The following is a 25,062-nucleotide window of genomic DNA, read 5'->3' as shown; positions in this document are numbered from 1 at the left end:
TATGCTGCGGTTGGCGGCGAAGGCCAGCCGACCGGGGCGAAGCCGGAGTCGGATGGCATTCGAGCCAATCTACCCTGGGGTAATCTGGTCCGGGGCCTGGCAACAAATTGTCGTTCCGCCGCGCAAAGGTGCGGACGAGCATATGCGAGGTATCGCTCCACTGTTACCGTGTCGTCATACGTCGCCGCCGGCGGTGAGAGCCGTTCGTTGGGGACGAAGCCAGAGCCGGATGGAATCCGGGCCAATCTGCTCCTGGGCCTGGCAACCAGCTTGCTGTTGGTCTTTGGCGGAGGGCTCTGGTTGGGATTGACCAAGATTGCCGGCGCGGTGATTGCGCCTGCGACTGTGGTGGTCGAAAGCAACATAAAAAAAGTGCAGCATCAAACCGGCGGCACCATCGGCGGAATCTTCGCGCAGGACGGCGATCATGTGAAGGCCGGCGACGTGTTGGTCAGGCTGGACAACACCTTGACCCGAGCAAACCTGCAGATAATCACCGAGGACCTCAATCGCGCCACCATTCGTCTGGCCCGACTGGAGGCCGAGCGCCAGGGTCTGCCGGAAATGCAGATCCCGCCCGACCTTCGCGCTCAAATGGGTGACCCGCAAGTGGCGGCACTTGTCAGTGGCGAGCGTGCCTTGTTTGAAAGCCGTGCTGCGGCGCTGGCTGGCCAGAAAGCCCAATTGCAAAGCCGCTCGAAGCAGCTGGAACGTCAGATCGATGGCCTCAAATCGCAGCAGTCTGCGACGGACGAGTCTCTGGATCTGCTGACCAAGAACCTTGCAGATGTCGAATCTCTCTATGCAAAGAAGTTGGTGTCCAAGGAGAGGTTGAGCAATGTCAGCCTGGAGAAGACCCGGACTCGCGGCGAATCGGGACGCCTTGTCGCGGCGATAGCGGAGGTACAGGCTCACATCAGTGAAACGGACCTGCAGGTGCTTCAGCTCGACGAACAAATGCGGAGCGACGTGACCAACGAACTTCGCGAAACGGAAGCCAAGCAGACCGAACTCAGTGAGCGCAAGGTGGTGGCCGAAGACGAACTCAGCAGGACAGACATTCGTGCCCCGCAGTCGGGCACGGTACAAGAATCCTCGGTCCACACCGTCGGAGGCGTAATTGGCGCCGGAGAGGTGCTCATGATGATTGTGCCCGATTCCGACAACCTTGTTGTCGACGCTTCCATTCCTCCGTCGCGTATCGATGAGATTCATCCCGGACAGCAGGTGTCGATCCGCTTTCCGGCGTTCGACGCCGGCACCACACCTGCTTGCGAAGGCTCGGTCAAGCGCGTCTCAGCGGATCTGATCAAGGATCAGCAACGCCAGCTTTCCTATTTTTCGGCTCGCATCGACGTCGAGAATGAAGCGACCTGCCTGACTGGAGAGAAAATACTCAAACCCGGCATGCCCGCCGAAGTCCACATAAGAACCGACGAGCGCAGTGTCTGGTCCTACTTGATGAAGCCTCTTACCGACCAGTTCTCCAGGGCCTTCAGGCAGTAAGGGGCTGCCACACTCTCAACCGGCAGCCCGGCGGGTTCATCGGGTCGCCGCGTTTTCGAGAGCGCTGCTGAACCTGACCTCGATCGTGTCTCCCGGCATGACCTCGGTGTCTTCTTGGACAAGCTGTTTCCGCCATTCTTCGCCGAGCTTGCGAACGATCGTGACCTCGGCCTGGATCCTTTCGCCGGCAACCGGCAACGGCAGGGCGGCCGCTCCCGTGGGCTGCAACTTCTGGCTGGCGGCGCGAAGTCTTGCGCTGACGTCGGCAAGGCGCACGTTGGTATCCTTCAGCTCGGTCAGCAGACCGATCCTTCTTTGGTTGTCATTGCGTTCGCGCTGTCTGGCAAAATCGTCCTGCTGACGTCGTGCTCTCATAAGTTCAACCGAGGTTTCGAGTGCCCGGCTGGAAGAGAGCACCAAAGCGCGCCGGACGTCGGCGAGCCGGGTATTGGTTAGATTTCCCGACTCAAACGCTTTCCTTACGCGCGCCAGTTCGTCTTCGTCCGCCTTCACCCCATCCGCTTCGGCCCGCTCGCGCTCGAGCAAGGTCTCGGTTTGTGCTGCAGCATCCTTGCCACTTTTATCGAGAAAGCTCTGCTCTTTCTGGAAATTGTCCAACGAGAGCTTCAGCCCTTCTGCTTCGGCCTGCGCGATCGCCGACGCAAAACCTGCCGACAAGGGCGACCCTTGTGGTGGCTGCATGTCGAAAGTCGACTTACCCTGAAGTTCGGCGCGGAGACGGGCGCTGTGAAAATAGTCTCTCGTGTATTCCCCCCAAAGCGACTCATAATCGCGCCGCAGATCCACCGGATCGGGGCCAACCTGGTTTGCCCGGGACCGCAAAAGGCTGAAGCCACCTGACACGGCAATCGCCTGCCGCACGGTCATCAGCGGGCGATAGGCCTGCTGTCCGGGAGTGAGCACGTCGCCAGTCACATAGATCGGCCTGTACTCTGCAACCACGGCGGTCACGTCTGTCGGCTTGATGACGATCATTTGCTCCCGCCCGTCAGGCAGCCGCTGGTGGAATATCTTGGTTGGCAAGATCGTCTGCATGCGTGTCTGCAGTTCGGCCGGAGTCAGGCCGCCAACCGAAACCATCCCGACTTCGGGAAGCGCGATCGTGCCGTCCATCTGGACCACCGCACGTTGCGTTCGCTCAGAGATGGAGGCAATTCCTATCTCGACGGTATCGCCGGCGGAAAGTCGATAAGGAACCCGTGCTTCCGCCGCAGCGGCCGTTTCCATCGCGGCTAGCATGCCGAGCACGACAAGAAGGATTCGATTAACGAGGACCATTGGCGGCAATCTCCTTCTGGTTCGACCGCGACTCTTCCGGCCAATCGAGACGGGTGATGAATTCGTAGACTGGCCCGCCAGGCACGCCCCAGTTGCTCGACCAGATCACCTGTGAGCCGTCGGGGGACGGCGAGGCATGGGTTTCGCTCCAATAGTCGGACGGGACGTTGTGGGTTTGCGTGACTCGTCGAACCTCACCGCTGCCGTCGAGGCGCAGCGCGATCACCTCTCGCGCATATGGCGCCCAGTCGCGATTGGCAGATATCTCATCGGGATTGCCGCCATAGCTCACGAACACCCAGCCGCTCCTGTCCAGTGCCCGCGCGGACGCATGCTCCGCTTCGCCAAATTTCATAAGCGAGGTGACCTTCCCGTCAATCAGTCTCCTTTTGATGACGTGATATTTGTCAGGGTCGGATTTGCTGATGCCCACGAAAACTTCGCTACCGTCATCATCGACCGTCATATCGCCATGGCCGGGCCGATGATGGTCCGTCCACCTCTGCCGCAACGTCCCGTCGACGGAGAAAATAGCTCGCTGTTCTGTGTCTTCGTTCACGTTCTGAAAGCACAGGATGTTCGCTCCCAGCGGGGAGATCGAGCAGGCGCTGACCGTTCCGGCAAGCTGGGCAAGATCGATGTCAGGAAATTTCCGGCGCTGCTTGAGATCATAGGCAAAGGCAACCATCGCACCATCCCCACGGATCGCGCGCACTGCTATGCGATCGCCGTCGCGGCTAGGATTGCCTTTGGACGGACCGAACTGAAGATCATGGTAATTCGGCGACACGAACAGCACGTCTTCGCGATTGGTCCGTGGCGCCCAGGTCGAAATTTTCCGGTCCTGAACGCAAATCATCAGATCGGGATTTTGCGGATGCCATTCGCATTCAGCCGATCGAGCGCGACGGAAAAGCGGGACATAGGTGTGCCCGTCGAAAAAGCACATGCCATTGCAGCCGTTGGTGATGACGAGGAGGCTCTGGTCTGAATTCCACGCCTGGGAGCTGGAATAACGGTGGCTGCAAAATTTCTTCTCGCATACGACGCCGTTGCCAAGAGCGCCAGGCTTGGTGATGCGCATGAAAACTGTCCCGAAGGCTGGATCCGTCGCGGGTTGGAGATAATCGGGCAGATCCATCATCACTGGCGCGACAAACTGTGTCGGCGCGCTGTCTTGCCGGCCGCTGGCCGTGGACAAACCCAACGACAAGGCAGCCGCAATCAACAGCGGAGCCAACCCACGCGGGCGAAAGGTCATGTCATGTAGCCCATTTCGTGTCGCACCCGGCCTTCGCTGAGGCGCCCTTGCCACCATCCGATGGTCCGCTCCAAGCCTTCGCGCAGGCTGGTCTGGGCGCGCCATCCAGTCTTGCTTTCGAGGAGCGAAGAATCGGCCAGCAAGGCACGCACCTCGGAATTCTGCGGCCGCAGCCGGCGCTCGTCGCGGTGAATTGGTTTCTTGCAGCCACTCAACTCGATCACCAGATCCAATATGTCCGAGATCGTCACAGCGCGCTGGCTTCCGGCATTGTAGGCATGGCCAAATTCGAGCTCGGCCGAACCTGCGGTCAAAAACGCCGCCGCAGTGTCTTCCACGAAAGTAAGGTCGCGGATCGGGCTTGTGTCTCCCACCATGATCGCAGGGCATTTTTTATCGAGAGCCTGACGTATGATGGTCGGTACGATGGCCCGCTCACTTTGGCGTGGGCCGTACGTATTGAAGGGCCGCATGATAACCACGGGAATGTCGAACGATCTGGCGTAGGACTCCGCCATCATGTCCGCACCGATCTTGGATGCCGAATACGGTGACTGTCCCTGCAATGGGTGGGACTCGCTGATAGGCATTGTCAGCGCGGTGCCATAAACCTCGCTTGTCGAGGTGTGCACCACACGCTCTGTCTCCCATTGGCGCGCCGCTTCGAGGACGTTGACCGTGCCCAGGATGTTGGTTTCCACATAGGACTGGGCGGCGGCATACGAATACGGGATAGCGATCAGTGCGGCGAGATGAAACACGACCGCCTGGCCGCGCACGATCCGATTAACGAACGCGCTGTCGCGAACATCGCCGCGGATGAGGTTCAACTGGCTTCGTATAGTGTCCGGTAAATCGTCCAGCCAGCCGTGGCTGTCGAAGGAATTGTAGAGAGCCACCGCGGTGACGTCGGCACCGCTACGGACGAGCGCCTCGGTGAGATGCGAACCGATGAACCCATCGGCACCCGTAACCAGAACTTTCCTGCCCTTGTATGCCATGACCCAAGCGTTCCCCCTATGACGTGAGGCACTGACTTTGCAAATCCACGAGAGCGCCGATGTCCCACCTGCTCTCAAGTTTCGATCGGCGGCGGCGAAACGACGCCAAGCACCGCCAGCAGGCCGCGCACCATCCAGATGACATCGGAGACGATCGTGCGTTGCGGATAATAGGAAAGGTCAAGCCTGGCTTTGGCCGGAAACAAGACCTCACGGTAGAACAGTAACGGGTCCACGGATCGCGGATAAAAATGCGCTTCATTCCGGAAGAGAACCTGGGCTGGACCAAGCAAGCCTGGCTTGTATTGTAAAATACCCTCGAAGCCCCCGCGAAAACAATCGGCGAAGACAAGGCTCTCCGGGCGCGGCCCGACGATTGCCATCTCGCCCCTGAAGACGTTCCAAAGCTGCGGCAGCTCGTCGAACTTGGTGACGGCGAGGAACCGTCCTACCGGCGTCATGCGGCTGTCATCGGCCATGGTCAGCGCCAAGCCACCGGGATCGCATTTTACGCTGAACTTGCGGAACTTGTACATGCGGAATGGGCGAGCACCGGCCCCGACGCGGGTCTGCGTAAAGAAGATGGGCCGACCGCCTTCCAGCAGCAGCGCCACGGCAATCAGCAACATCAGCGGAGCAAAGACGATCGCCGCGGCCGCAGCAATGACGAGATCAATTGCTCGTCTCACAGTCCCATGGGCGGCACTTGAGACGTTAGGCCGGTGAATGGCTAGGTCCAGGGCATTCATGCGGCTGTTCCTGTCTGAGCGCAACCGCTAACCGCTGCGGCAAGAGCGACAACCACCGTTTCGACCAAAGGTGCCGTGACCTGCGGATGCAGCGGTACCGTCAGCTCGCGCTGCGCGAAATCTTCGGTGCGCGGCAAATGAGTATCGGGGATAAGCTCACGATAGAGCGTCATCTGGTGCACCGGCGGGTAGTGGATAGTGGTTTGTATCCCTTGCGCGCGCAGTGCGTCGATGACGTCTTGCCTGTCGGCGTAACGTGGCAAAAGGATAGGCATGATGTGGTAGGCCGACGTCCGCGGCTCGTGGAACGGGATGGTCACGGCCGGACAATGCTTGGCTATGAGACGGCGATACAGCATGACCAGGATACGCCTGATCTCATTCCACTCCTGCAAATTTTGCAGCTGGACGAGTCCGATCGCAGCCCGCAATTCATCCATGCGATAGTTGAATCCGAGCATGGTGACATCATACTGAGGGGTGCGGCTGTTCAGCCTTTGACGTGTCCCGGTGGTCATCCCATGTCCACGCGCCTGGCGGATTGTCTCGAGCAGACCGGCATCCCTGGCGATCACAGCCCCGCCTTCCGCCGTGGTCATGTTCTTGTTGCCGTAGAAGCTGAAGGCGGCCGCGGCACCAAATGTCCCCACCTCCTTCAAGCCCGGCGCATGCGCCGCGTCCTCGACGATATGCAGCCCCCGGGCACGGGCGAACCTCTGCCATTGTTCCCGATCGGCGAGGTAGCCGGCGAAATGGACGAGAATGATTGCCTTGGTGCGGGTCGTGCATTTCGCTTCGGCTTCCACGATCGACATCAGCGGCACGTCGGCTGACTCGATGTCGACGAAGACCGGCGTCGCACCGACATAGAGGACCGCATTTGCGGTCGCCACGAAAGTCAAGGATGGCACCAGCACCTCGTCGCCCGGCCCGATGCCAAGTGCGTGCAAAATGAGATGAAGCGCTGCCGTACAAGAACCGACCGCGACGCAATCCTCCGCACCATGGACGTCGGCAAAAGCTTGTTCGAAGGCTCGTACCTGCTCCCCCATTGTCAGCCAGCCGCTGTCGATGACCTTGGTCAAAGCAGTCTTTTCCGGCACACCCAGGATCGGGGCACTGACCAAGAGCATCACAACCTCCTAGACTGATAATTGTGGGAACCGAGCTCGTGACTTCATCATGCAGCCGTCGCGGTGACCTCGATCGAGGCCGATTGGTCTTCCCAGGAAATGGTCTGTGCGTTCTGGAAGTCGTCGACGCGCCCGATATCGAGCCAGAGACCCTCATGCTTGTACACGTGCACGGTTGTGCCGTTCTGCATCATCTGCAGCATCAGGTCGTCGAACCCAAAGGGTATGCCGGATGGGATAAACTGCAGAACGTCCGGGTTCATGCAGTAAATTCCCATGCTGACCAGATGCGAGAGGGTCGGCTTCTCGCGAAAGACCTGCACGGTATTGTCGACTTCGTCGATGACGCCGAAATCCATCTTGATCAGACGACAGGCTGTTGCGATCGTCACCGGATCGGTGTGCTTACGGTGCGCTGCTACAAATCGACTGAGGCTTAGATCCGTAAGGACGTCGCCATTGAGAACGATAAACGGCTCCGTCAGTTCATCCCTGATCAAAGACAGTGGCCCGATGGTGCCAAGCGGCTCCATCTCCTGCGTATATCGAATCTTCAGGTTCCACTGCGAGCCATCTCCACACACGGTGCGGATCAAGTGGCCGAGATACCCGGTTGTAATATAGACTTCCTGAATACCGTTGCGTCGCAACCATTTCAGAAGCATCTCGAGAACCGGCCGTGCGCCGATCGGCATGAGCGGCTTCGGCAAGACCGAAGTGAAGGGGCGGAGGCGTGTTCCCATTCCTCCACATTGAATCACCGCTTTCATCCTGGTCCTCCCTTGTTCATTCGGCCTGAACGCTATCGTCACGGGCCGGCTATCCTGCCTTGGTCAGCACCCGGGAAACACGTTCTTTGCCCCTCCGAAGAACCGGTGAGATTTCCCGTAGAAGACCGGTGAGATTTCCCCACCGATCCCTGATCCGGACATTGCATCTGGATGGTATGTGGCCGTCGGGGTGGATGTCGTCGTGCATTCGAATGGTAACAATTCGGCCGTTTTGCTGTTCTATATCTTTGGATCTATGGCAGTGCTGAACGACCAGCCGGTCTGTCAGCTTTCCAAAAGGTCAGAACGTATGTTCGACGACGTTCGGCGGGTTCGCTCACAAGGGGCAAAAAAAAAGAGGAGCGTTTCCCGTTATTTAAGATTATATTAGAAATTCGGCGTTTGCGGTGTTGGGGGTGCCGCGGCGTCGGCTGGATGAATCGACGAGTGAATGGCTACGACTTCAGGCCCATCACCGTTCAATCCATTCAGATACGCGTTGGGGTAGTTCAATGTATCGAATCGTCATCGCCGACGATCACGGCTTGTATCGTCGCGGCTTGCGATTGGCACTGACCGCAGGCATTCCAGGTGTAGAGATATTTGAAGCGTCTTGTTTCGACGCGGTGCTCAGTTTGCTGGCGGAGCAATCGTTCGTGGATCTCGCGATCCTGGATCTGAATATGCCAGGCCTGTTCAATCAAGAAGTGCTCGGCGGGATCCTGTCCGCCTATCCGGATACGCGATTTGCGATCGTTTCCGGAAACGATTCACGCTCGGAAATACTCACGGCTCTGTCGATCGGGCTTCACGGTTACATCGTAAAGTCGCAGACGGACGAAGAGGTTGTTTTGGCCGTCAATGAAATCCTCTCCGGGCGCATCTATGTTCCCGCACTTCTGTCACGGTCGGGTGCAACGCAAGCAACCCACGCGCATACCCACTCCGAGAAGGGCCCACAGCGACGTACCGCTGGCGTCAACCTTGGCAGGCTGACCTCGAGGCAAAAGGAAGTCCTCAAGCTGATGGCGGAAGGCTATTCAAACAAGGAAATTGCGCGCGATCTGGAAATCGCGGAGGCGACCACGAAAATCCACGCTGCTGCGGTTCTGCGTGAATTGGGGGTACGAAATCGGACCGAGGCTGCCGTTATGCTGAAGACTTGGCTTTCGAGACATGCCAGCTAGAGCGCCGCGCGTCCTTTTGGACGTGCAACGGCATCCCATGACTCCTCACGCATATTACTGCATATCCAAAGCCACGGCGCAGCTTTGGGCCAACGACATTCTTGGAAAGAACACTGCCCATCTCAAAGGTCGCTCAGCGCCACTCGCCTTTAGATATCTGCTTCCGATTGTAGCACTGCACTACAATCCGATTTCCTTGCGCGACAGCCGCAGCGAATACCGCAACCCTTGGTCCGATATTTCCAGCCTGGGAGAGTGACCGACAAGCGGCGCTCCATCCACTCCGATTATCATGGAACCGAAGCCATGACGGACTACACTTGAGGTCCGCCGCCGCCCCGATTCGACCCACTCGAACACGATATCGCTGCCTGTGTCTTCAGCTGCGAACGTCCAGCTTACGTCGATCCGGCCTTTTGAATCGCCAAGCGCTCCGTATTTCATGGAATTGGTGGCAAGCTCGTGAACGATCATTGCAAAACTCTCGGCGGCGCCTCCCGATATCGCCACGGACGGACCGCTGACCGATATGGCGCGTGTCCCCATATAAGGGTGCAACTCTTGCGCAACGAGATCGTTTATCGCCCCCGATACGCTGCCATTGCGGGAAAGAAGCAAATGGGTTGCCTCGAGCGCGCGTATCCGATCGATCAGCATTTCCTTGTATTTGGCGACGTTATTTCCGGGAACATCGACCATCTTCACGAGCGCCGTGATCACCGCGAAAACATTGCCGAATCTATGACGCTGTTCGAGCATGATGCGCTCCCGCTTCTTTGCCGCGGCACGCAGCAGCGTGGTTTGTCGTCTCTCGCTCAGGTCGGCAGCCACTCCAAGCCGCTGTCCACCATCATCATGTCTTTCCTCCCTTCCGCGCAGCGCAACCCAGCGGATATGTCCGTCCGGTCGGCGGACACGTATCTCAACATCGTAATTCGTGACCGATGGTGCGGCCTTTCTCGATGCGGCCAGCTTTGGCCAGTCCGCCGGATGCACGACAGCTGACAGTTCCTCCAAACTGCGGCTATTGGCCTGGGCCAGGCCGAGAATGTCCCAGAACGTGTCCGAGCCCGTGACTGTCCCGTCTTTAAGGTCGATGCGCCACGTGCCCAAGCGTCCAGCAGACAGAGCGAGGTCCAGCCATTCCTTCTGAGCCCGAAGCGCTTCGTGAACAGCGCGTCGTTCCGAAATATCGTCGACCACCACGAAGATGCTCTCCGAGAGTCCCCCCTTGGGCACGGACGAAGAAAGCGTTAGCCGAGCCCAGAATGCCATACCGTCCTTTCTTAACAGACGGACCTCGGAAACGAACGAAGAGATGTCATTGCCCAGCCTTGCCAACAATTGCGCCAAGGTATGCCGGTCATTCGGATGGGCGAGCGTATCGAGCCGCAATTGGGCAAGCTCCTCCTCCTTGTACCCGGTCATCTCGCAAAGGCGTTTGTTGGACTGAAGCAACTCACCTTTCTCGTTGGTGTTCGCGAATCCCAGGGCAGCACGTTCGAAGGCCCAACGATAGCGGCTTTCTGTCGCTTCGACGGCAGCTAGCCTGGCCTCCGCGACTTCCAGCAACTCACGCAAGTCCTGCCGAAGGCGATGGAACGTCATGGCAATTACCCCGCCCGAAACCAGAAGCAGGATTGCGCGTGCCCAATCTCCATTTGAAATGTGATCGTGTCCTCGCGCCCACAGGCCGACAGTCACCATAAGAATGGTCGCAGCAAGCGCTGCCACGCGGTCTTCGAGATAGGCGATAATAATAATCGCCGGAATAAATTCCAGAAAACTTGCGCCTTGCCCAATATAGGCTGACGATTTGATTTCAAATATCAGTGTGGCAGCTAACACCGATGCAGAGGCAATATGAGTTAGCAATCTGCCCGACGGGTTCGAATTCGACCTGCGCGACTGCGAGCTCATGGACACAGACTACAACCTTCTGACTAGCCCGTCGAGACTAGAGCAAAAAACGTACAGCTTAGTACCACTGCCGGATTGCCATACCGCTATCATAGCGCGCATTTTATCGGACGCAGCGGGGCCTAAGAGCTGCCTTAGAACTGTCGGATCATATTAAGTTTTTCAAGGTGGCGATGAACATATTATCCGTCAGCGCATAGAAGACTAGAATCCAGCGACACATAGAAGACTACATGAATCCCGAATACTTATTTCGGGCGTGTGAAACTTTGGGTTAGGGGTAGAAAATGAATCTGATCGATAGACAGGTCAATACCTCTTCGAGCAATCGGTACATTGCTACGAGGACCAGGTATGATTTTGAAGCGCGGAATACGCGGCCCTCTTCTGGTCACCTTGCCGATCGCGCATCGGATCTATTGGACGCAAGGTTCGGCGAACAAAAAGGCCGCAGTCTGGAATCCATAACCGGCGTGCTTGATCGCATTGGCTGTGGCTATCTCGTGCTGAATCGCGAGAGAAAGGTGGTCGAGTGGAACGCAGCCGCCCAAACCACGCTTGAGCGCCAGGGCGAAGCGGCCGACACGGCGAGCGGGCTTACGACCGCCCTAAGGCGGCTGATCGCAAATGTTCCGGGTCAATTCCTGCCGGGCTCACTATCCTGGGTGGTGATCCGCAGCAGAGGCGACCGTCCGGTGATTCTGAACGAGAACGGCGTTATCGCTCCCGACGGAACGAGCATTGTGGCGTTGCTGGATCGGGATAACAGATCTGGGCCAAATCCTCGCACGTTGCAAAGAATGTTTGGCCTGACGAGCGCAGAAACGCACCTCGCCTTGCGCCTGGCTCAGGGCGACGCTCCTTTGGAGATCGCTCGCAGCTGGCGCCTCAGCCGCACCACGATCCGTTCCCAGCTTGCCTCGCTGTTCGCCAAGACCGAAACAAAACGCCAGGCGGAACTGGTGGCCCTTCTTGGCCGCATTTCGGTCCTGCCGTAGGGGCAGGCCACTGGATACCATCGCCGGACGTCGGCATCCGCCCGGGGATTCAGAGGCGCAAGTTGGAGTGTCATGACTTGGCAGGTCGTGCACCGCATGACGGAAGCCGCAATCCCGGACCGGCCATTCGGTACTGTCGAACGGATTCGAAAGGCGACAAGTTGGACAACGATGTAGGCAGCGAGTCTGTTCTTGCCGCAGCGAAGAAGGTGGAAATCGCTCGATCGCGTTCGGACCGCGCGGTGAAGAGACTGGCACGGACCGGACCGATCGTCGTCACCGGTGCGGCAGGCTTCATTGGTTTTCACGTCGCTTTGCGGCTTTTGCGTCTGGGTGTCGAAGTCATCGGCGTCGACAATTTCTCTCCCTACTACGATCCACGACTCAAGGAAGCGCGATTTGCGCGCCTCTGTACCGAGTCGGGCTTCACTCCGATGCGAATTGATCTGGCGGATGCGGCGCGTGTCCAGTTGCTGTTTTCAGAAGTTCGACCTTCAAACGTTGTGCATCTCGCGGCTCAGGCCGGCGTGCGACATTCACTAGTTGACCCGCATGCCTATCTGCAATCGAACATAATAGCCTTTCTCAACGTCCTTGAGGGCTGCCGGCACTTCGGCGTTAATCACCTCGTCTATGCCTCGTCGAGCTCCGTCTACGGCTCAAATCGAACCATACCGTTTTCCGAGCATCACGGCGCCGATCATCCTGTCAGTCTATACGCCGCAACCAAGCGTTCAAACGAATTCATGGCGCATTCATACAGTCACTTGTTCGGCTTACCTATGACTGGACTGCGCTTCTTCACTGTTTATGGCCCCTGGGGCAGGCCCGACATGGCGGTCTATATGTTCACGCGTGCGATTATCGAGGGGAATCCAATCGAAGTAGCCAATGCCGGCCGCGTGTGGCGAGACTTCACCTATATCGACGATATCGCTGAGGGCGTGGTTCGAGCGCTTGCTGCACCGCCGCGGCCCGATCCGCATTGGGACCCTTTCACCGCCGATCCTGCTACAAGTTCCGCGCCGTATCGCGTCTACAACATCGGCAACGACTGGCCCGAGGAGATCAACCGGCTCATTTCGATCATCGAGACCGCCCTTGGCTGCCGGGCGCTTCGCGTGGATGTGCCGTTGCCGCCTGGCGACGTTTTAGAGACACGCGCCGACGTCAGCGATCTTCGCAAGGCCGTCGGCTTCGCCCCGACGACGCGCCTTGAGGACGGAGTGCAACGCTTTGTCGAATGGTACCGGGACTTTCATGGAAGGGACACCGCGACCAGCATACGGCAACAAACGTTGGTGCATGTAGGGGCCACCGTGTGATCCGCGCCTTGTCGGAGCGACGGATCCACGCGTCTGTTATCCTGTCTCGGCTGCTGGTCTGGTCAAAAGATCAAGGTGATGCCGCACAGCGTAACGACGAAATTTCCGGTCATCGATGCCCCGCGCGATCCTCGCGCAAATCAGCTTATCGCGGGCAGTTCCAATGAGCGATCTCAATTCAGAGACTGAAGTTGTACTTGGCACGGAGCACAAAGAATTCGCCGCATCCGCGTTCTGCCGAACAATGTCATTCAGATGGATGATGGTGACGTTCAGGCCCCATCGTAAGCTCTATTCGACCGCATTTTTGCCTCCTCGGAATCGCGAGCTCATGTCCCAAAGCTACTTTCTGAGATCCAGGACGGTTCCTACGGTCGAGAAAATAATCACCCGTGTTCCTCCAAGCCCGATCGGCGGTATTCTTCGCGCGGCAGGAGGCGTTTCGGCCATGGCGATTGCCGGCCAGCTGACCCTGGTCGCCGCCATTCCCGTTTTGGCCCGGCTCTATTCCCCGGCAGATTTCGGGATCTTCACGATTTACCTGTCGATCGTAAACATCCTCGGTGCGATCGCAGCATTGCGTTTCGAGGCCTCGCTTTATGGGGTCAAGGACAGTGCGCAGGCATACGTGACCGTTAAGCTCATTCTCCTGGCTGTCATGGTGACGAGTGTCCTTGCCTTTGCGGCAGGACTGCTGTGGGCGAGCATCGCTCCAGCGCGAGTTGGCCACCTCGCCTGGCTCGTTCCACTTGGGATGGGGGGTGCCGGCCTCGTCGAAGCAATGAACTGCTGGAGTTTGCGCGTAGGCCTGCTACGCGACTTCGCCCTCGGCCGCCTGATTTTGCCGGCGACCATGGCCCTGCTGCAACTAACTTTTGGGCTCGCCCATTTCGGAGGTGAGGCGATGGTGCATGCTCATATCCTGAGCCAATTCATCTTTATCGGAATCCTCGGCTCTCGGGTTCTGAGCAGAAAGGACATAGGCGGCATCGCCCGAGCGCCGTGGCGGACCGTCTTTGCAGTCGCCAGGCGAGAATACAAGTTTCCATTGTTCGACATTCCCTCGGCCCTAGCGAGTTTTGCCATCATCAATCTTCCCGCAATACTCGTTGGTTCGCTGTTTGGCGCCGCTTTTGCCGGTTACCTGGGAGTTGCGTCACGGCTGGTGACTGCACCCGTGACGCTGATCGCCAACCCGCTTAGCAATGTTTTTGTATCTGAGGCGAACAAAACCAGCAGTCGCGCACATTTGCTCGGCACCGCGCACGGCCTGTTGATGCTTTCAGCCGGCCTCACTGCATTGCCAATATTAGCGCTTGGCCTGGCCGCGCCATATATCGTCGTTCCCCTCCTGGGCGCGCCCTGGGTTCCCGCCGCAGACATTATGACCGCGCTGGCGTTCATGGGTGCCACGCAGGCGTTGTCGACACCGCTTCAAGATGTCCCGGCTCTTCTGCGGCGGCAAGAGGTACGACTTCTCGTCGACGGCGCGCGGACGGCGCTTGTATTTGGCCCGCTACTCGCCGGTGCTGAGGCAGGTTGGGAACCACTTAAAGTCATTTATCTGATGGCGGCCGGCGGCGCCGTCGGGTTTGCATTGAAAACGGCGGCCTCTCTGTATCTTCTCCGCCACTACGTCGAACCATCGGGAGCCGCCATACCAAAGCAGAGTCATCATCTCGAGGGAAAAACACCATGAAGCACTCGCAGCTTGATCAGCTTCCAACGACCGATGTGGTTGACCAACATCATCGCGCTGATGCTTCGCGACTGCGCCCTTTCATTTCAGTTGCCATCCCGACCTTTCGCCGACCGGACACGATCCGCCGGGCGATGGATAGCATTCTGAGTCAAGATTTCGCCAGTTGGGAGCTGGTCGTCAGCGACGACGAGGGCCGCGAGGGAGCGACCTGGGCAATCGTGGCCGAGTATGCACGGACCGAGCCTCGCATCCGAATTGTCGAGAACGGTCGGGGCCGGGGTCAGGTCGAGAATACCAACAACGCCATGCTCGCTTGCGTCGGAAAATGGATCAAGCTGCTCCATGACGATGACTGGCTCGCCCCAGGCGCACTCAAGACCTTTGCCGAGGTTTCCACCAAGCATCCCTCGGCTGCATTCATGACCTGTGCCGCGAATATAATTGAAGACGATCGGATGAAATTCCGATTGCCACCGCAAGGGCGACAACGGATCTCCGTCTACTCGAGCCAGCAATGCCTAACGGACCTCTATCTGGTCCGTACGACGCGGAGCCTCGGGATCATCCCGTCGACGCTGTTGATCAACCGCGACGTCATTCACGCGGGTTGCCTGATGCGCGCGCACAATTCTATCCCGGCCGGAGTCGACCAGCTGTTCTTTGTTGACCTGGCGTGCCACGGAGACATGGTCGCGATAAATGACGGCTTGATTTTCTACGACGCGACCAATCACCCGAGCATCACTACGACTAAGAATTTTGACGAAGTTGATCAAGTAACTCTTGCTGTCAAAGAGCTTAACTGGAATCTAATTCAGGATCGTAAACACCTCCCTCGCCCCGAGACTTTGTTACGGGCGCTGCGGGTTGCTCGTATTCCCAGCAGATTCCACCAGCAGTCATGGCGAGCGACGATCCAAGATGCCATGCAAATTCTTCGCCCATCAGTCATGAAAATTGCGAGCCAGCACATTCTTACTTACGCGTTCGCCATCCGCCCGAGACTGGGCCGGTTGCGTAGCCAGAGGCGAATTTAGCGTGGCGGCATCATTGAGGCCTGCGTTGGCCGGCTGGCACGCATTCTACACCGTCGAAGGCGGCTTTCCTTCGTCCAGGCTTCAGGGATAGCGAGATGACCATTTGTCCGGCGTGTGGCAGTGTATCAACCGCAAAATTGTTCGAAGTGACAGCAGACGAGGCCTCTCGACATTTCATCAATCCGCGTCAGGACCCCGATCGCTCCCGAAAGTTAACAAGCCACCTGTCGGATCTCTGGGGCCGTAACACTTGCGACATTCGCAAATGCGCAGATTGCGGATTCGGTTTCGCAGATCCGTTCGTCGCCGGCGGCTTTGAGTTTTATAACTTAGCCTGGGCGTACCCTTCTTATCCAACTATGAAATGGGAATATGCAAGGACAATCGAAGAGCTCGCGGGCCTGAATACTGGCGGAAAGACTGCTCTCGAAGTGGGATCGGGGTTTGGGTATTTTCTCGACCGCATCAAGAATAAATTCTTCCATACTTCGGATATTTCTGCCGTCGACTACAACGAAACGGCGCGATCAGTACTGGCGTCAAAAGGTTTCAAGACATTTGCAAGTGACTTTCGAGATGGCAGCTTCAATTCCATGAAAGAGGCGTTCGATTTTATTTTCATGTTTCAGGTCTTCGAGCATATGGACCAAGTGGATGATGTTTTTGCTCGCTTAAAATATCTTCTGAAAACCCAAGGATCTGTTTTCATTGCCGTGCCAAATGAAAACAGAACGTACTATATGGAGTCTCACGGTTCGCTCGTAGACATGCCACCAAACCACATTGGCCGATGGACGAAAGGAGCCTTCGATGCCATATGTCGGCGGCACGGCTTGCAATTGAGCAAATGCGAGCGCGAGCCGTTCAATCTCGCCAAATTCCTGAAGCAAGACATCGTCCACAGCTTTTTGCGTAAGGGACAAAAACCAGGTAGTGTGAGTGAGTTCGTGCGGGCCTTGCCGCGAAGCAAAGCGCAACGAATGGCGCAAGGTTTGACCGCCCTTGCGATTTCACCGTCACGCTTGCCGGCATGGGCATACGCCATCAGGAACGCATCTACGATGGGCGGGAGCGCACTCTGGGCGAAAATCGACAAAGTCTCGTCACCTGCGCCACAGATTCATCGCCAAGCCAAGCAGTAATGAGCGGTGCGCCACGCCGCTTGCAGCGGGAAGGTGATTTTGACACCACCAGGCTGCTGGACCTGCCAAGCAGACGAAGGATGGCATCAGGGGCGTCGCCTCAGGCGTGGCTCCCGAAATTCATGAATGCCCGTCCGGCGGCTCCTGGCCAGTAGGTTCCGTTGTGACACCTCGGCCCCACGCTCCGGACGGATCTCTCCGCGGCAACCTCGGCTACGAGCGAATGGCCTGCGCCGGCAGCCGATCGGCGCCCAAAACAGTGATTTTCAACGAGCGGTGGTGGGAAGGAGGTAACAGTAAAAGCCGAGCTCGTCATGCTCCCTCCAGCAAGAGATCAGCGCTGTCCCCGAACCGGTAACCCGCGTGCTTCCTGAGATTAACCTTCGTGAGAACGCTTGCGACGGGAACCGAAGCTGGCGTATCGCCCGCAAGCAAGTCTAGGACGCCTCGCGCGATGCTGCGTCGCGTTTTCGCCCAGCGAATGGCGAAAAGAACCACGTCACCCCAGCCTGTCAGGAGTCTGGCCTCTGGTCCCTCAAGCCCCAGCGGCCCATTTATGATGACCACCCGATAGACCGAGTGCAGTTCATCTTTGAAAGGGGAGCCATCGACACTGGACAGTAAGGGCAGCAGATCCTCCGACGGTGCGAGCGCCATGAAATCGATTCCGATTGCCGACATTCCAGCTATCGCATCGCGCAGCGCACAACGGTCATTGATATAGTCTCCGAAAAAATTGTGCGGCTTACGTGCGCTGAATTCCTTCACAAACTCGCCTGTAAGGCGGCGGTCCGTGCGGTCCAGATCAATAAAGAGTACTCGCCCTCCAAGTCTTGTGGCCGCCAAGGCCATGCTCCATGCGAGCTCGGTCTTGCCATCATCCTCACTGCAGGATGTTATCAAGATTATGTTCGAGCAATCCCTCGCCCGCTGGGGCGCTGCAGCGACAAGCAGGGCCGTCACGGCGCGGCTGTATCTTGACTCCTGCTGACCTGAAACCAGCTGCTGCAGTCGCCTCGCGTGCGTTGTGGCAGCCTGGGGTATTAGCCCGAGGCACGGAACTTTGAGCGCTGCTTGAGCTTCGGCCTCCCCGTGCAAGGTGCTATCGAAGCGTTGGCGGACAAGTATGAAGATCCCCCCAATCAGGCCAAACACAACCATGCCGGGCGGAATAAGAAATATTGGCGAAAGAGTCGTTGGATTGGTAGGAGGCCACGCCGCTGAGAGAAGCCTGACTCCGGGGGATGGACTTGCAATACGCCGCATCAAGTCTTGTTGCCGGGTCAAAAGGTCGTTGTAGCGCTGCGTCAGGATGCCGACCTGGGGCTCGAGAGCGCGCAATCCGGAAAGCCGGCCGGCTGTATCGGCCACAACCGCATCCAGGACGTCCTTACGCTTTTGCAGCACCGCTATTTGGGAGCGATAGATGTTCGTCTCGGCAGCGACGCGGGCGATTTCTTGTTCGATCTCACGATCGATCGCATTTGTGACATCCTCATCTGTTGTGCCGTTGGCCTGGCGTGCCAAGAGATCGGCCAGCACGGGTGATCCGATGGTTTCGGCTACCGCGGCAACCGACGCGCCCCCCTTTCGCAAGTCCTGAATGTGTTGGAGTCGAGATTCCGATGCGGAGAGATCCGCTTTCGACAAGGAGATTTGCTGGGTGAGTTCGACTATCTCCTTGGCGGCATTATCCGCTGCACCTTGGTCGATCGCGCCATGGCTCAGCCGATACCTCTCAAGACGATCGGTCGCTTCTGCGAGACTGTTCTGTGTAGCTGGAAGTCCGGCAACTATTGATTCAAGTTCCAGTCTGTCCGATGCTTGGCTTTTCCTTGCCAGATCGCCAATATACACCTGCACGAACGTATTGGCGATCAAAGCAGCTCGCGCCGGATCGTGATCGGTGAAGCCGACACTGATGACTCTTGATCGCAACTCCTGGCCGATCCTTATACCCTTACGCAGTATCTTGAGTTCAGCCGCATCTGGCTCCGCCGGAGTGCTTCGCGGCCAAATTTCGGCCAGCAGATCGGCTGTACCCGAGCGCAACTTCGGCGGCTCGACGCCCGCAGGGTCAGCAGCAGAATTTTCGGTAACAGCATCAGCCTTTCTAGTATTGTTGAGAGCGTCCGTTTTGCGCAGCGCTGCCACCACGCTTCGCAGATGGCCTTGCGACGAGAGCATGGTGATGTGGTCGTCAATGCTGGAATCCAGCACATCTTGAGTAGAGACCGAGCCGCCGGCAGGGGCCGCTCTACTAGGTGCGTCGACGATTACCTGTGCAGTGGCTTCATACAGGGCAGGCCGTGCAAGACCCGCAAGCGCGGCTAATACACCGCCAGTGATGACCATGGCCAGCAGGAACCATTTTTTTCTTGAGAGGGTAATGAGGAGCTGATGGAATGGGGTTTGCGTGTCCATCTGTTCGCGTAAAGGCCGTTTCATGCGCGGAGCGATTTCGCGCGCTGGCACGTGCATTTCGTTAACGTGCGGAAGGTGGATGCGGCTAACTATGGACCCTTCCATCTTAATCTCCTGTAAGTTCGGGCACGCGAGAACCCGTTGCTGTGGGCGATGGGCGCCTTGCCTCGTTGTGCCAGGCCTGGAACATCAAAGCGGGCCACAATTCACGAGAATGGTCGTGCCTGCCGTCAACGTGATCGCGCCAGCACGCATCCACCTCTGCAAGGTCGAAAATCCCGTCTCCGGACAAACGCATATCGGCGACAAGGTCGTTTGCCCAACTCAGCAGCGGGCCTCTCAGCCAGACGGCTATAGGAACATCAAAACCTTGCTTCGGCCGCTCGATCAGCCGCTGCGGAACGTATCGGCGCAACAACTGACGAAGGATCCACTTGCCTTTGCCATTACGAACTTTCGTATTCGTCGGCAGGCGCCAGGCAAATTCGACAACCCGATGATCGAGCAGCGGGCATCGCCCCTCGAGGCTGTTGGCCATGCTGGCGCGGTCCAGCTTCACCAATATATCGCCGGGGAGGTATCCAGCCATATCGTCATACAACAGACGGGACAGCAGCCCATCAAGCCGGTGCTCGACGTGAATTGATGACGGTGGCTGGTGGAGGCTCAGGTTCTCGTTCGATGATCCCGTAAGTCGCCGATACAACTCGTCCTCGTTGGCTGCAGCAAGCAGCTGAGCTAGGCGATTCAGCCGATCCCCCCGAAGCGCATGCCGTGCACCCTCCGAAAGCGGCAGCTTGCCGACGAGATCGTGGCGGGCTGCACGGGCCAATAACCCAGTGCCTGCCGCGAGCGCCCGACGCAGTGCTGACGGCAGAATATGCTGTCGTCGCAGGCGGGCCGCCATGAAGTGGCGTGCGTAGCCGGCGAAGCATTCATCGCCACCGTCGCCCGACAGAGCCACCGTAACGTGCCGGCGAGCGAGCCGCGCCACCAGCAGAGTTGGTATCTGCGATTCGTCAGCGAATGGCTCGTCCCAGATCTGCGGCAGTTCTGGAATGACGTCGCGCGCTACGGCAGCCGAAAGGTGGAGTTCGGTATGGTCGGTCCCCAGATGGCGCGCGACTTCCGCAGCGTGGGGAGCCTCATCGAACCCGCCCTCTCCGAAAGCGATCGTGAACGTGCGCACAGGCTTTTCCGATTGAGCCTGCATAAGGGCCACAACCGTCGAGCTATCTATTCCGCCCGACAAGAAGGCCCCGAGCGGGACGTCAGCGATCATGCGCTCCCGAACGGCAAGTCGAAGCAGGCCGTCCAGTTCATTGGTGAGTTCCTCGTCGCTGCCGGCGACCTGTTCCGCCCGCCCTTCCGTGGCGGCTTCGGCCAGCGACCACCAGCGTCGAATGCGATGCGACAGAGAGGCGACACTGCGTTCCCCGGAGAACTCAGCGGCCGTTACCGACAGGACCGAACCCGGCGGCAGCTTGAACACGCCTCGCCAAATGCAGCTGTCATCCGGTACCCATCCCTTCGAAAGCATTGCCGCGGCCGCATCGATATCGAGCTCCTGGCAAAACCCTGGAAAACGGTTGATCGCCTTCAACTCGGAAGCAAAAACAAGTGCATCGCGTGTTGAGGCGATATAAAGCGGCTTTTTACCCATTCGGTCGCGGGCGAGATGGAGCGTCCTTGTCCTAAGGTCCCACAATCCTAAAGCGAACATGCCGGCGAAACGGGTGAGTGCTTTTTCGAGGCCCCAACTCTCAATTGCGGCGAGCATGACTTCGGTATCGCTGGCGCTCCGAAAATGATGGCCTGTACTCTCCAGCTCACGGCGCAAATCACGGAAATTGTATATTTCGCCGTTGAATGTAATGACATATCGGCCGCTTTCAGAATGCATCGGCTGACGGCCAGCCTCCGACAGGTCAACTATGGCCAGCCGCCTGTGACCGAAGGCGACCCCCGATTCACAGTTTACCCAGAATGCCTCGCCATCCGGCCCGCGGTGACGAAGTGCGGCCGTCATCTGCTCTATTGCCCTGAGCGGCCTCGTGTCGGCTGAATCGGAGGCAAGAAGAATTCCGGCAATACCACACATACCATTACCCCGGATTGTTGGAGATTGCAGAAACTGCTTTCGGCGTACCGGCGACAAGGCAGATGGTTAGCGCAAACCATACGATCGGGTGGCGGATGATCAGATGCGGCATCCCGAAGATGATGATTGACACCACGAGCGCTAACAGCGCGTCGAGCTTCGCACGCCACACCGATATGATGGCGGCGCCGACTATCCAGACCAGCGCCAGAACCGCAATGAGACCACCTTGAGTGTACAGGTCGAGGATCGTGTTGTGAGCCTCGAAGGGCCGTTCCAGAAATTGCGAGTCGAACACTGATGGGCGCTCGAGATGCGGACCTGGACCAAGGCCCAGCGACCCGGATTCGGCGCCCTTCTCCAGCGCTTCGTTCCAGAGATGCACGCGGAGTGCGGCGGTTTCGGCAGTGGCCTCGCCGCCTTTGTCCTTGGTCAGGCCCTTGGCGAAATTTTCGAGGACGCTCGCCTCAGTTACGGCGTAAGGGGTTATCGCGATCGCCAACGGAAGGATACCGACAAGCAACAGGAGGACGGCTTGCCGTGAAAAGCTGACCCTGTTGCCACCGGTCTTGAGCCATGTCCTGATCCGCAGCCCGAGGAACGTCAGGCAGGTCAGGATGCTGGTGTACAAATAGGTATCGCTCTTTGTCAGCCTCCCGACATAGAAGGTCAGGAACAAGCTGGCGATCCCAAGAAACCTGCCCCATCGATTGCTGGTGGTGGTCGCAAGATGCAAGGCTAGCGGGCCAAAGATTGCGCAGTAGAGCGCGAGCTGGTTTGGATTATGCGACCAGCCACGAAAGCGGTCCCAGTACCAGGGATCGACGCCAGCTTGGGGGATCCAGCCCCAGCCCTGTCCCAGCTGAATGGCAAGCGCGATATTCGCGATGCCCACAACCCACCAGCCAGTACGACGCAGCCGGCGATCAGCGTCGGGTTCTGCAGCGGCTAGGCAGGTGATACTGACCAACAGCAGGTAGGCCATCGTATCGTGCATCAGGCCCGTCAGATATAGAATTGTGGTCAGATAGCCGACGACGGTGCCGATCCCGAGAGCAAGCGCCATGATCGTCCAGAAGCTCACAAGGCGTGTCAGCGCCGGCCCTGTCTCCAGGTGGCCCCCGGCGAGTACGCGCCCAATCGACAGCATGATCCAAAGTACGATGAACAGTTCGCCAACCCCTAAGGGCGACCCTGGAATGTCGAGTTGCACCGCATAGGTCGTTGCGAGGCCGCAGGCCAGGATCGCGTCCCGGATCATCGGCGCCCGTCCAATCTGCTTCTCGCAGCACCCTCTCCAAACAAGGTCGGAGACGCCGGTCGGGCGAGATCGCTGTGGGGTTTGGCACCAAGGATATTTTTGTACAGATCGCAATATTGGGCCACCACCCGCGGCAGCGCGAACTGCTCCCGGACAAGTTCGACGGAACGACCGCCCATGACTTTTCCGCGACTGCGGTCGGAAAGGATGTCAACTATTCGAGATGCAAGACCATCGGCGTCGTGCGGTTGGACAAGATAGCCGTTCCATCCATCCTCGACCACTTCATTGCAGCCGGGCATGTTCGAGGCAACGATGGGCAAACCCGCCAGCCCTGCCTCGAGCAGGACGCGCGGGATTCCTTCTCGATATTGTGTGGGGAAGGCGAACACGTCGGCCATGCCAAGAAGGGCTGGAACATCGCGTCGTGGGCCAAGCGCGATAACATGAGGAGCGTGTCGATCGATTTCCGACTTGTCGACTGCAAATGGACCTTCGGACTCCCAAGGGCCGACAAGCACGAAACGAGCATTAGGTCTTTTGGAAAGGACGCGGGGCACTGCTTGAAGCAGTATCGGGATGCCCTTCTGGCGGGTCAGCCGGCCCACAAAAATCACGATCTCCGCTGACTGGAGCCCGAGTTCCTTGCGCATTTTCGTTGCCGGCGGAGCAAGATGCCTCGCCATGGCGAACGCATCGACGTCGATGCCAGAACTGCGGATCACTCTTCCGCTGCCGGGTTCAATTAATCGAAAGCGCTTGAAGAAGGCCTCATCGTCCCGGTTCTGAAACACCGTCGCTGCCGTCCAGAAGGAAGCAAGCCACTGCAGTCCGCAAAAGATTGGACGCAGGGTCAGAGCCCGCGGTTCGAGCGAGGAGAATGTCCAGCCCAGGCCGTTGATCGTGCGTACGACCGGGACTGTTCCGCGCAGCGAAAGGGGTGCGAGCAGGTTAGGCTTGGTGTCGAAACTTTGGACAATGTCAGGCCGGAGTTCCGCAACCAGTTTCCGAATCGCTCTTACGGCGGTCCACTCGCCACCGCCGCTGGCAAATCGGTCGAAACCGTAGCGGCGATGCGGAATGCCATGCCGCAAAAACGCAGCCTCATCGCCGGTCGAAACCGCAGTGACCCGGAAGCCGCTTTCGCGCAGCGACATTAGGAACGGAATTCTCAGGGCGTGATCTTCGCCTCCCACACAAACGAGATGCGGATTCATCCCGAAGCTCCCGTCCGTGCGCCGTGTTTCGGTCGCATGAAGTAACTACCTTTCGCATCTGCTTTCATGGTTTTGCTTCGTTACTTCTGTGCGCGTGAAAGGGTACGGTAGGAGGAGGCTTGCCTACTGTCCTCGTCTGTTTGAATGAGGTAAACCGCATTGGGATCACGGCCTTACGCACAGCGCGAAGCACCTCGACGGCATCTTGTGGATACGCCGATGAATTGTGCCTCGAACTCTGGCGACTTCTGCCAAGCCGGACTCGTCACTGATAAGCCAACCGAAGAAAGCCCTTCCGACAGTCGTGCGCTGTACGGCTGCTCTACGCTGCGATTCCTAAGCTCCCTGTCCGGTCCGCGTGTTACCAGGCATGATGATCAGCCCTCTCACCCACAATCCCTGACGCGGCTTGCCTCCTTGCGACCAGCGGGCAAGCCGATTCGACCCCTCCGATGTCGAAAACCTGATCTGCCGACCGATATCCCGCGACGAGCGGGCAGACGCTTACGAATTGTCCACAACTAATTGGTTGCGGCAATGGACTACGAAGGGCCTTGTCCCTTAGATTAAATGTTCTTCTGATCTGTAAATTTGCAGGTTAACAGCTAAATTAACAACTCAATACCGCAACATGCAGGCTAAATTTTTAAACAATTAATCTATCGATTTTCAATTAAATTGGGATTGATCTGCATAGCTATGCGAGCTTAACGTGATTGTATACTTGATATTTATTTAATACATCTATTGGGATTTCTCCCTCTGTGCAGCATTCCTACTGGCGATCAACCATTCTATCAGAGGCTGCAGGTATGTGATTTGGCGCTAATATACACCCTCTAGTAGGCAATCCCCGGGCGCTATCGAATGAGACAAAGGAATATTGGATGGCAACTCTGCACTACGCCTCGGGTGGCTCCGCCACCGAAATCGCAACCGCCGGGTTCAATCTGGCCGACGTTCAATATGTTAGCCAGGTCAACGCATTGCCGGATGGCATGAAGGGCCTGGTGTATCTGAATGAGCACG

At 57.9% G+C, this 25,062-nt stretch carries 18 protein-coding genes; 7 read left to right on the top strand and 11 right to left on the bottom strand.

Going from position 1 to position 25,062, the window contains the following annotated elements; genetic code table 11:
- Positions 1 to 207 precede the first annotated feature (207 nt).
- Complete coding sequence (locus NKJ72_RS28905) at positions 208 to 1,506, top strand: HlyD family type I secretion periplasmic adaptor subunit (RefSeq protein ID WP_352480480.1); 1,299 nt, start codon at positions 208 to 210, stop codon at positions 1,504 to 1,506.
- Positions 1,507 to 1,542: 36 nt separating this feature from the next.
- On the opposite strand, the gene NKJ72_RS28900 is transcribed toward NKJ72_RS28905, so the two are convergent.
- The 6 genes from NKJ72_RS28900 to NKJ72_RS28875 all read right to left on the bottom strand — a co-directional run bounded on the left by NKJ72_RS28900 (position 1,543) and on the right by NKJ72_RS28875 (position 7,719).
- Positions 1,543 to 2,805 carry a polysaccharide biosynthesis/export family protein gene (locus NKJ72_RS28900; RefSeq protein WP_352480479.1) on the bottom strand — a complete coding sequence of 421 codons (1,263 nt, stop codon included), beginning with the start codon at positions 2,803 to 2,805 and terminating at the stop codon, positions 1,543 to 1,545.
- Entirely contained in the window at positions 2,792 to 4,066 is a 1,275-nt protein-coding gene (locus tag NKJ72_RS28895; RefSeq protein WP_352480478.1) for a hypothetical protein, read from the bottom strand. The genes NKJ72_RS28900 and NKJ72_RS28895 overlap by 14 nt, the downstream gene beginning before the upstream one ends.
- Positions 4,063 to 5,067, bottom strand: coding sequence for an SDR family NAD(P)-dependent oxidoreductase (locus NKJ72_RS28890; RefSeq protein WP_352480477.1), 1,005 nt, complete (start codon positions 5,065 to 5,067; stop codon positions 4,063 to 4,065). Before NKJ72_RS28890 ends, NKJ72_RS28895 begins: the two co-directional genes overlap by 4 nt.
- Before the next feature lie 74 nt (positions 5,068 to 5,141).
- Complete coding sequence (locus NKJ72_RS28885; RefSeq protein WP_352480476.1) at positions 5,142 to 5,816, bottom strand: sugar transferase; 675 nt, start codon at positions 5,814 to 5,816, stop codon at positions 5,142 to 5,144.
- Complete coding sequence (locus tag NKJ72_RS28880; protein WP_352480475.1) at positions 5,813 to 6,949, bottom strand: DegT/DnrJ/EryC1/StrS family aminotransferase; 1,137 nt, start codon at positions 6,947 to 6,949, stop codon at positions 5,813 to 5,815. Before NKJ72_RS28880 ends, NKJ72_RS28885 begins: the two co-directional genes overlap by 4 nt.
- 47 nt (positions 6,950 to 6,996) lie before the next feature.
- Positions 6,997 to 7,719: a nucleotidyltransferase family protein gene (locus NKJ72_RS28875; RefSeq protein WP_023675619.1), complete on the bottom strand. Its 723-nt coding sequence runs from the start codon at positions 7,717 to 7,719 to the stop codon at positions 6,997 to 6,999.
- Positions 7,720 to 8,231: 512 nt separating this feature from the next.
- Here NKJ72_RS28875 and NKJ72_RS28870 point away from each other — a divergent pair.
- On the top strand, positions 8,232 to 8,906 hold the full coding sequence (locus tag NKJ72_RS28870) for a LuxR C-terminal-related transcriptional regulator (RefSeq protein WP_352480474.1): 675 nt from the start codon (positions 8,232 to 8,234) through the stop codon (positions 8,904 to 8,906).
- 180 nt (positions 8,907 to 9,086) lie between these two features.
- Here NKJ72_RS28870 and NKJ72_RS28865 read toward each other — a convergent pair whose 3' ends face one another.
- A complete protein-coding gene (locus tag NKJ72_RS28865) occupies positions 9,087 to 10,826 on the bottom strand; it encodes a PAS domain S-box protein (protein ID WP_352480473.1) in 1,740 nt (579 codons plus the stop codon).
- 287 nt (positions 10,827 to 11,113) lie between these two features.
- Here NKJ72_RS28865 and NKJ72_RS28860 point away from each other — a divergent pair, with 287 nt between their 5' ends.
- The 5 genes from NKJ72_RS28860 to NKJ72_RS28840 all read left to right on the top strand — a co-directional run bounded on the left by NKJ72_RS28860 (position 11,114) and on the right by NKJ72_RS28840 (position 17,030).
- Positions 11,114 to 11,824, top strand: a complete 711-nt coding sequence (locus NKJ72_RS28860; protein ID WP_352480472.1) for a helix-turn-helix transcriptional regulator — start codon at positions 11,114 to 11,116, stop codon at positions 11,822 to 11,824.
- A gap of 242 nt (positions 11,825 to 12,066) precedes the next feature.
- On the top strand, positions 12,067 to 13,149 hold the full coding sequence (locus tag NKJ72_RS28855; RefSeq protein WP_352480487.1) for an NAD-dependent epimerase/dehydratase family protein: 1,083 nt from the start codon (positions 12,067 to 12,069) through the stop codon (positions 13,147 to 13,149).
- Between the two features lie 163 nt (positions 13,150 to 13,312).
- Positions 13,313 to 14,848 carry a lipopolysaccharide biosynthesis protein gene (locus tag NKJ72_RS28850; RefSeq protein WP_352480471.1) on the top strand — a complete coding sequence of 512 codons (1,536 nt, stop codon included), beginning with the start codon at positions 13,313 to 13,315 and terminating at the stop codon, positions 14,846 to 14,848.
- Positions 14,845 to 15,888, top strand: coding sequence for a glycosyltransferase family 2 protein (locus NKJ72_RS28845; RefSeq protein ID WP_352480470.1), 1,044 nt, complete (start codon positions 14,845 to 14,847; stop codon positions 15,886 to 15,888). The genes NKJ72_RS28850 and NKJ72_RS28845 overlap by 4 nt, the downstream gene beginning before the upstream one ends.
- A gap of 95 nt (positions 15,889 to 15,983) precedes the next feature.
- Positions 15,984 to 17,030 (top strand): class I SAM-dependent methyltransferase, encoded by a 1,047-nt coding sequence (locus tag NKJ72_RS28840; RefSeq protein ID WP_352480469.1) that lies wholly within the window; start codon positions 15,984 to 15,986, stop codon positions 17,028 to 17,030.
- 312 nt (positions 17,031 to 17,342) lie between these two features.
- Here NKJ72_RS28840 and NKJ72_RS28835 read toward each other — a convergent pair whose 3' ends face one another.
- From NKJ72_RS28835 to NKJ72_RS28820, 4 genes are read right to left on the bottom strand one after another with little or no spacing between them, the layout of a single operon-like run.
- Complete coding sequence (locus NKJ72_RS28835; protein WP_352480468.1) at positions 17,343 to 19,559, bottom strand: GumC family protein; 2,217 nt, start codon at positions 19,557 to 19,559, stop codon at positions 17,343 to 17,345.
- A 1-nt stretch (position 19,560) separates the two neighbouring features.
- Complete coding sequence (asnB, locus tag NKJ72_RS28830; RefSeq protein ID WP_352480467.1) at positions 19,561 to 21,555, bottom strand: asparagine synthase (glutamine-hydrolyzing); 1,995 nt, start codon at positions 21,553 to 21,555, stop codon at positions 19,561 to 19,563.
- A 4-nt stretch (positions 21,556 to 21,559) separates the two neighbouring features.
- Positions 21,560 to 22,816, bottom strand: a complete 1,257-nt coding sequence (locus tag NKJ72_RS28825) for an O-antigen ligase family protein (RefSeq protein WP_352480466.1) — start codon at positions 22,814 to 22,816, stop codon at positions 21,560 to 21,562.
- Positions 22,813 to 24,033, bottom strand: a complete 1,221-nt coding sequence (locus NKJ72_RS28820) for a glycosyltransferase family 4 protein (RefSeq protein ID WP_352480465.1) — start codon at positions 24,031 to 24,033, stop codon at positions 22,813 to 22,815. The genes NKJ72_RS28825 and NKJ72_RS28820 overlap by 4 nt, the downstream gene beginning before the upstream one ends.
- Positions 24,034 to 25,062 lie beyond the last annotated feature (1,029 nt).

Origin of the sequence: Mesorhizobium sp. M0045 (assembly GCF_040323385.1) — a bacterium.
Classification (GTDB): domain Bacteria; phylum Pseudomonadota; class Alphaproteobacteria; order Rhizobiales; family Rhizobiaceae; genus Mesorhizobium.
The sequence above is the reverse complement of the archived record's forward strand: the minus strand, read 5'-3'. Positions and strand labels throughout refer to the sequence as shown.

Bases quoted from the DNA above. Each gene is read 5' to 3' on its own strand.
- NKJ72_RS28820 (WP_352480465.1), bottom strand. From the start codon at position 24,033: ATGAATCCGCATCTCGTTTGTGTGGGAGGCGAAGATCACGCCCTGAGA.
- NKJ72_RS28885 (WP_352480476.1), bottom strand. From the start codon at position 5,816: ATGAATGCCCTGGACCTAGCCATTCACCGGCCTAACGTCTCAAGTGCC.
- NKJ72_RS28895 (WP_352480478.1), bottom strand. From the start codon at position 4,066: ATGACCTTTCGCCCGCGTGGGTTGGCTCCGCTGTTGATTGCGGCTGCC.
- NKJ72_RS28900 (WP_352480479.1), bottom strand. From the start codon at position 2,805: ATGGTCCTCGTTAATCGAATCCTTCTTGTCGTGCTCGGCATGCTAGCC.
- NKJ72_RS28875 (WP_023675619.1), bottom strand. From the start codon at position 7,719: ATGAAAGCGGTGATTCAATGTGGAGGAATGGGAACACGCCTCCGCCCC.
- NKJ72_RS28825 (WP_352480466.1), bottom strand. From the start codon at position 22,816: ATGATCCGGGACGCGATCCTGGCCTGCGGCCTCGCAACGACCTATGCG.
- NKJ72_RS28890 (WP_352480477.1), bottom strand. From the start codon at position 5,067: ATGGCATACAAGGGCAGGAAAGTTCTGGTTACGGGTGCCGATGGGTTC.
- NKJ72_RS28845 (WP_352480470.1), top strand. From the start codon at position 14,845: ATGAAGCACTCGCAGCTTGATCAGCTTCCAACGACCGATGTGGTTGAC.
- NKJ72_RS28835 (WP_352480468.1), bottom strand. From the start codon at position 19,559: ATGGAAGGGTCCATAGTTAGCCGCATCCACCTTCCGCACGTTAACGAA.
- NKJ72_RS28840 (WP_352480469.1), top strand. From the start codon at position 15,984: ATGACCATTTGTCCGGCGTGTGGCAGTGTATCAACCGCAAAATTGTTC.
- NKJ72_RS28850 (WP_352480471.1), top strand. From the start codon at position 13,313: ATGAGCGATCTCAATTCAGAGACTGAAGTTGTACTTGGCACGGAGCAC.
- asnB (WP_352480467.1), bottom strand. From the start codon at position 21,555: ATGTGTGGTATTGCCGGAATTCTTCTTGCCTCCGATTCAGCCGACACG.
- NKJ72_RS28865 (WP_352480473.1), bottom strand. From the start codon at position 10,826: ATGAGCTCGCAGTCGCGCAGGTCGAATTCGAACCCGTCGGGCAGATTG.
- NKJ72_RS28870 (WP_352480474.1), top strand. From the start codon at position 8,232: ATGTATCGAATCGTCATCGCCGACGATCACGGCTTGTATCGTCGCGGC.
- NKJ72_RS28860 (WP_352480472.1), top strand. From the start codon at position 11,114: ATGAATCTGATCGATAGACAGGTCAATACCTCTTCGAGCAATCGGTAC.
- NKJ72_RS28880 (WP_352480475.1), bottom strand. From the start codon at position 6,949: ATGCTCTTGGTCAGTGCCCCGATCCTGGGTGTGCCGGAAAAGACTGCT.